The sequence below is a fragment of the Ancrocorticia sp. genome (genome assembly GCF_052089425.1).
Lineage (GTDB): Bacteria > Actinomycetota > Actinomycetes > Actinomycetales > Actinomycetaceae > Ancrocorticia.
Map to the genome: position 1 here is coordinate 1 of NZ_JBQCZW010000063.1, position 6,790 is coordinate 6,790.

Annotated in this window: 6 protein-coding genes; 3 read left to right on the forward strand and 3 right to left on the reverse strand. The window is 59.9% G+C overall.

The genetic code is table 11. The features are described from left to right. Together ACTHV6_RS11655 and ACTHV6_RS11660 are read right to left on the reverse strand one after the other, a co-directional pair. Positions 1-466 (reverse strand): zinc-dependent metalloprotease (locus ACTHV6_RS11655; protein ID WP_441387781.1); only part of this gene is annotated, 466 nt, incomplete at its 3' end. An 18-nt stretch (positions 467-484) separates the two neighbouring features. Continuing rightward, positions 485-1,846: a D-alanyl-D-alanine carboxypeptidase/D-alanyl-D-alanine-endopeptidase gene (locus ACTHV6_RS11660; protein ID WP_441387782.1), complete on the reverse strand. Its 1,362-nt coding sequence runs from the start codon at positions 1,844-1,846 to the stop codon at positions 485-487. Between the two features lie 77 nt (positions 1,847-1,923). Between ACTHV6_RS11660 and ACTHV6_RS11665 the strand changes: the two genes are divergently transcribed. After that, on the forward strand, positions 1,924-2,421 hold the full coding sequence (locus ACTHV6_RS11665; protein ID WP_441387787.1) for an inorganic diphosphatase: 498 nt from the start codon (positions 1,924-1,926) through the stop codon (positions 2,419-2,421). Positions 2,422-2,529: 108 nt separating this feature from the next. Here ACTHV6_RS11665 and ACTHV6_RS11670 read toward each other — a convergent pair whose 3' ends face one another. Beyond that, positions 2,530-4,002 carry an NlpC/P60 family protein gene (locus ACTHV6_RS11670; RefSeq protein WP_441387783.1) on the reverse strand — a complete coding sequence of 491 codons (1,473 nt, stop codon included), beginning with the start codon at positions 4,000-4,002 and terminating at the stop codon, positions 2,530-2,532. 521 nt (positions 4,003-4,523) lie between these two features. Between ACTHV6_RS11670 and ACTHV6_RS11675 the strand changes: the two genes are divergently transcribed. Further along, entirely contained in the window at positions 4,524-5,825 is a 1,302-nt protein-coding gene (locus ACTHV6_RS11675) for an O-acetylhomoserine aminocarboxypropyltransferase/cysteine synthase family protein (protein ID WP_441387785.1), read from the forward strand. Next, positions 5,826-6,790, forward strand: a 965-nt coding sequence (gene metX / locus ACTHV6_RS11680; protein ID WP_441387786.1) for a homoserine O-acetyltransferase MetX, incomplete at its 3' end; no start/stop codon positions are given. It lies immediately after the preceding gene.

Consider the following 6,790-nt stretch of genomic DNA (forward strand, 5'->3'; position numbering starts at 1 on the left):
CAAGATCCCCCGGAACCAGATCGTAGGCTCGGCCAAACGCCACGATGTTCGGCGCTACGAGGATCAGGCGGCCGTCCGGGGGCGAGAAGGGATCGTGTTGGCCGAGGACGTTGGCTGCCATGACCGAAAGCCCTGCGCCCATGCCCGCCGAGGTGACGATGTTCGTTGCCGAATCAACCAGCGAGTGCTGGCCTTCGTTGCCGGAGTGGGCCACATCCAACATGGAGTTGAAGGTTTCGGCCGCTGCCTCCGCCCAGCGGGTGCGATCCACTACCCGCACGGGCACACGAGCTATGGCGCTTGCACCATCCAAACCGCTCACGTGAGCCACAATACTCGGGGCCTGCCCGGCACTCTCGCGCAGGCGGGCCACGGTGTCACGGGCTTCGCTGTTCGTGACCCGGGGCTGCCTGCGCGCCAACCGTCCAGAAATACGCCCAACAAGCCGAGGATCGAGAGTGCTCATGCGTCTACCGTACGCGCTTTAGAGATCTGTGAGTGAACTCAGGAAATCGTCAATTACCTGGCGTGTACCGGGGGCGTTCCCCTCCTCGATATCATCCACCAACACGGAGAACGTGAGCAGACGCCCGGAATCCGTGTATAGGTAGCCAGAGAGGGAAACCGCTTGGATGAGCGTACCCGTCTTACCGCGAATCACCCCGCCCAGATCATCCTCAGCCAACCGGTCACCCAGAGTGCCATTTAGTCCCGCCACCGGTAAGCCGGAAGCGATGGCTTCCAGATTGCACCCATCGCACGAATACGCGTTGTCGAGGATCCCCACCTGAAGATCAGTGGTGAGCCGATTAGAGATGGAGAGCCCGGAGTTATCCGAAATCGTGACGCCCTCCATCGGGTAGTCCAGCGAGGTCAGGATCTCAGCCGTTGCCTTCGCGCCGCCTTCGAAATCCCCGGCCTCCCCGTGCTTAATGCCAACGAGGTGACCGAGCACTTCGGCCAGAGAGTTATCAGAATCCGTGAGCATCTGATCCACCCACACCCGCACACTCGCACTGTGGATGCGCCCAACTTCCGCGGATCCCTCTGGCGCTGTTGCTGGGTCAACGATGTTGACCGAGATGCCGTGTCCCTCCAACGCGCTTGCGAAGGCCTGCGTTGCGTCACCTTCGGGATCGCTGCTGTAGCCGGAATCGCTCCTACCGCGATCAATAGCGATGGGACTCATCGCCATGACGTAGGCGGTATCGGCCCCTTCAACGTCAGGGTGATATCTGGGACCAGAAAACAGCGAGGTATCAACCGCCAGATCCACCGTTGAGGTTCCCTGTTCTGCGAGCGCTTCCGCCGCCTGATCGGCAAGGTCACCGAGGCCAGCGTGGCCCGTTACGGCAGAATCATCACCAGCGCCGGCGGAAAGCAAAACGTCTCCACCCCCTACGAGGTACAGGGTCCCATCCGCCAGCATCGCCGTAGTGTCCATGGTGGCATCCGGGCCAAGTGTTTCGAGCGCCGCGACGCTCGTGAGAAGTTTCTCGTTAGAGGCTGGCACCCGCGGCTCAGCTTCGTTGAGTCCACCCAACGCCTCACCGGTCAACGTATCGATGACCTGCACGGAGGGCTCCCCCTCCAACCGCGAATCCTCAGCGAATTCCGTGATCGCGCCGCTGACAGATTCGGTTGAGGGCACCGGCGCTTCCTCATCGAGGCTGGGCAGAGATATGTTCGCAGGCTGCACAGGCTCAATACTCGGATACTCTTGGGCAGTATCCCCAACAGGGCGCGTTGTGATGAGTCCCGGGGTAAGATCAAAGGCATCTGTTAGGACATAAATGCCGCCAAGCGCCAGCAACGCGGTTGCTACAACCTGAGTTTTACGTTTCACACTGCTAGTGTCGCATAAAGCCAACCGGTCGGGCCTGTGCGTGACCGAAGTTATCAGCACGAAGGAGAATGCCGATGATGGAATTCGATGTGACTATCGAGATCCCCAAGGGTAACCGGAACAAGTACGAGCTTGACCATAAAACTGGGCGGATCCGGTTGGATCGTATGCTCTTCACTTCCACGCGTTATCCGGATGATTATGGGTTCATCGATGACACCCTCGGAGAAGATGGCGATCCGCTTGACGCACTGGTTCTTCTGGAGGAACCCACATTCCCCGGCTGCGTGATTCGCTGCCGCGCTCTGGGCATGTTCCGCATGCGCGATGAACATGGCGGCGATGACAAGGTGCTGTGCGTACCCTCGGGCGATCAGCGAGCATCGTGGCGTACGGAAATCGAAGACGTCTCGGAGTTCCACCGCCTCGAAATCCAGCACTTCTTCGAGGTGTACAAGGATCTTGAACCCGGCAAGTCTGTGGAAGGCGCCCACTGGGTAGGCCGTGCAGACGCAGAGGTAGAGATCCAGCGGTCCTACGATCGGGCCGTTGAAGAAGGCTACTACGATCACTGATAGGCGCTGACTGCACGGAGCCTATAGCAAGAAGCACGGCCTCGAGAGGATTCTCGGGGCCGTGCTTCTTTGTCAGTACTCTGTTGTCTCTATCGGGACTTTGCGGTGTTAGAACACGCGCACAACCTTCGATGGGGTTCCGACCCAGCTATCCGGGCCGATGCGTGTCCCCATCCCGGGGTTCCACGCTCCAACGTTCTGCCCGCCACCAAGGCTGATGGCAACGTGGCCAGGCCAGAAGAGGATGTCACCGGGCTTGGCCTGCGAATAGGGAACCTCGTAGCCAACGGAGGGTGTGAAGCTCGTGCGGTTGTATCCATCGATCTTCACGCCATGCTGTGCATACACGTACTGAACGAAGCCGATGCAGTCCCAGCCAGCGGTGCTTGTGCCGCCCCACACGTAGGGGATACCGATGAAGGCCTTCGCCGTTCCGACGATTGCCGAAGCCGATCCGCCCGGGTTGGGCTTGGGCTTGGGCTTGGGCGCAGGGGGCTTGGGCTTGGGCGCCGGAGGCTTAGGCTTGGCCGTAGCTGTTGGAGACGGCGTCGGCTTGGCCGCCTGAGTTGGAGTCGGCTGTGCTGAGGGCTTGGTGGTTGGTGCCTGTGTTGCTGGAGCTGGCGTTGTTGGCGCCGGAGCCGGTTCGCTCGTGGGCCTCGGAGCCGGTTCACCCTCGGAAGGCTGTTCCTCTGCAGGTGCCTCATTGGCAGGCTCAGCCGCCTCGTCCGATCCGGCATCTACAGTGTCATCTTCAGCAACTGGAACCTGATCGTCGTTCTCAGTAAACAATGCCTCCGCGGATGCAATCGTTTCCTGCTGCTGCACTTCGGCCGCCTCTTTGGCCTTGGCTTCCTTCTTGTCCTGAATATCGCGTTCGATCTTGGCCGTGGTGCCCTTTTGAGCGGCGAGCTGGGTGATCAGTTCTTCGCGCTGGTCAGAGATCGCGGCGATTTGATTGGAGGATTCCTTCTCAGCAGCCTTCGCATCATCAGCAGCTCCCTTGGCCTTCTCAGCTGCCTTCTGATACTTCTCCGTCTTGGCATCGGCTTCATCACGCATCGAATTCGCAACGTCTTGAAGTGCCTCGAACTTCTGCACGCGCTGATCGGCATCCTGCCCAATCAGATCAAAAGCACGTGACTTCTGCGTCGCATCCGAGAAGGAGGACCCGCCCATCAAGAACTCGGTGCCGGGAATCGCACCAGCTCCGTCACGGTACAGCGCCGATGAGATCTGACCAAGTTCGCCCTTGGCCTCTTCCACCTTGGCCGCCGCATCATCCGCGGCCTTGTTGGCGTACACGGCCTCATCGAGGGCATCGTCCAACTTGGCCTCGGCCTCTAGCTGAGCGGCTTTGGCATCAGCGGCCTTGTTGCCAAGTTCGTTGTTCTCCGCAGCCAGCTGCGCCAGTTGAACATCAATGCTTCCCACATTGTCAGCAGTGGATTGTTCGGCCGCCTTGGAATCCTCCAACGCCTTTTGGTCCGATTCATCGGCGGACACAGGGGCAACAACCGCGCCCGCTACCACCGCGAGCGCTGCCGTGAAGGACAACGACCCGCGAATTCTTGAATTACCCACAATGATCTCCGTCAAATTTCGCGTCAACTGCCGCTACCCCCACGAGTGGTTAGGAGAGCCTCAGCAGTGGCCATATCTATACGGAAACGAATCTATAACATTTTTGTCAGAATAGAAACACTTACACCAACATTCCCACGATTATCATTTGTAACATCCCTTTCATCGTTCACAATTGAAGCATCCTAAACGCGCGCCACACCGCCATTTCCCCTCGCCCTCACCGCCAGTGTGGCTTCGCCCACACAAAGAATGCCACACCTACTGCCGCCGCTCGCCTCACTTCGCCGCGCCTCGACATCTCATTCAGGTCTCATTGCCTGAGATAATTGATTCGGCACTTGACGCCCACCCACAGGCGCCCCCTATGCTCTGAACATGACCATGCGAATGTCCCACTAGCGCACGCTGCTTCGTGCGCTTCCCAGCCCATCCGAACATGTACGTCAATGTGCGGGCTGGTAAGGACAATATGGCCGTCAGGCGTGTCCGCCGCCCGCTCCCAACAAGGGAGAAATGAAATGCCAAACACCAATGACTCGTGGACCTTCGAAACTCTGCAGGTTCACGCAGGACAGACACCCGATTCCCAATACGGAGCCCGGGCCCTTCCGATCTATCAGACAACCTCCTATGTGTTTCAGGACGCCGAACAGGCAGCAGGCCGCTTCGCGCTCACAGATCCGGGTCCCATCTACACCCGCCTGAACAACCCGACGGTTGGCGTGGTAGAAGAACGCATCGCAGCTCTTGAAGGTGGAGCCGCAGCCCTGCTGTTGGCCTCGGGTGAAGCCGCTGAGTTCTACACCTTCCTCAATCTTGCGCAGGCTGGAGACAATATCGTTTCCTCACCCTCGCTGTACGGCGGCACGTACCAGCTGCTGAAAACAACGCTGAAGCAACTGGGCATTGGCGTTCACTGGGTAGAAGATCCGGACAACCTAGACAGTTGGAAGGCCGCCATCGATGAGAACACGAAGGCTCTCTATGGCGAAACCATTCCCAATCCACGCGGGGATATCCTTGACCTTGAGCCACTGGCACAGCTAGCCCATGAACACGGCATTCCCTTGGTTGTGGACAACACGGTGGGCACCCCCTACAACATCCGCCCGTTCGAACACGGCGTGGACATCGTGGTGGAATCCGCAACGAAGTTCCTAGGCGGGCACGGCACAGCTCTGGGCGGCGTGATCGTGGAAAAGGGTGACTTCAACTGGGCCAACGGCAACTTCCCGCTTCTGGCCACACCCGATGAGAGCTACAACGGCATCACCTTCTCCGATCTGGGACCCGGCGGATTCGTCACCCGGATCAGGGCCACGCTGCTCCGTGATACCGGTGCGGCCATTTCACCGTTCAACGCCTTCCTGATCGCTCAGGGCCTCGAAACCCTGTCATTGCGCATGGAGCGGCATTTGGCCAATACCCACGCCGTCGTCGATTTCCTCGACAAACGCGACGAAGTGGAATTCGTACGTTACTCCGGACTAGTCACCTCCCCCTACTACGAGCGCGCACAGAAGTACGCACCCAAGGGCGCTGGCTCCGTATTCACGTTCGAACTCAAGGGCGGGCGTGACGCGGGAATTGCGTTCGTGGACGCGCTGACGTTGTTTTCGAACCTCGCGAATATCGGCGATGTTCGTTCCCTCGTTATTCACCCGGCTTCCACTACGCATTCGCAGTTGGACGACGACGAGTTGGCCGCCTCCGGCATCTCCGCCGGGACCGTGCGCCTTTCGATCGGAATTGAAGGAATCACGGATATCATTGCCGATCTTGAACGTGGCCTAGCGGCCGCAGCAAAGGTGAACGCCTAGATGTGTCCTCCACCCGCTCCCCGTTATCTCGTTGGCCATCCGGCGCTCGATCCCGTGACCGATGCCGAACCCATCGGAGATTATGACACCGGCTACCACCCACGCCCCCGCCTGCGTATTCCCGCGAGCGGAGCGTGGAAGGAAGGCGATGATCCCGGGGAGCGGGTGTTCGCGGATCTTGGACCGCTCGAACTCGAGTTGGGTTCGCGCCTGTCCAGCGTCCGTATGGCATACGAGACATGGGGGGAGCTGAACGCGGATGGCAGTAATGCCATCCTGCTGTGTCACGCCCTCACCGGTGATTCGCACGCCACCAGCAAATCTGGCAACAGCGGGTGGTGGCATGAGATCGTAGGGCCCGGCAAGGCGCTGGACACCACCAAGTACTTCGTTGTGTGCCCGAACGTGTTGGGCGGGTGCCAAGGCACTACGGGGCCGGCCTCGATCGCGCCCGATGGCCGCCCATGGGGGCCGCGCTTCCCGGAAATTACTATGCGTGACATGGTGGCAGCTGAGGCCAAGCTGGCCGATTTTCTGGGGATCTCTCGTTGGGCTTTGATTGCTGGCGCATCCTTCGGCGGCAACCTCGTGATGGAGTGGGCGGCGTCCTTTCCGCAGCGCACCGGCGCCATCGCGGTTCTGGTATCTGGGCCGGCCTCCACCGCGGAGCAAGTTGCCTACGCCCACTTCCAAAAGCAGGCCATCTTGCAAGATCCCAAGTTCCGGGCGGGCCACTACTACGGCGCGGCCGATGGCGATGGCCCCCATGATGGCCTCGGCCTTGCCCGCGAGATCGCCCACCTGACCTATCGCTGCGCACCGGAGCTTGCCAGCCGGTTCGATCGCACAGCCCAACAGGGCGAAGATCCCCTCCACGGCGGGCGCTTTTCCGTGGAAAGCTACCTGGACTATCACGCCTATAAGCTGGCCATGCGTTTTGACGCCAACAGCTACCTTGTCATCAA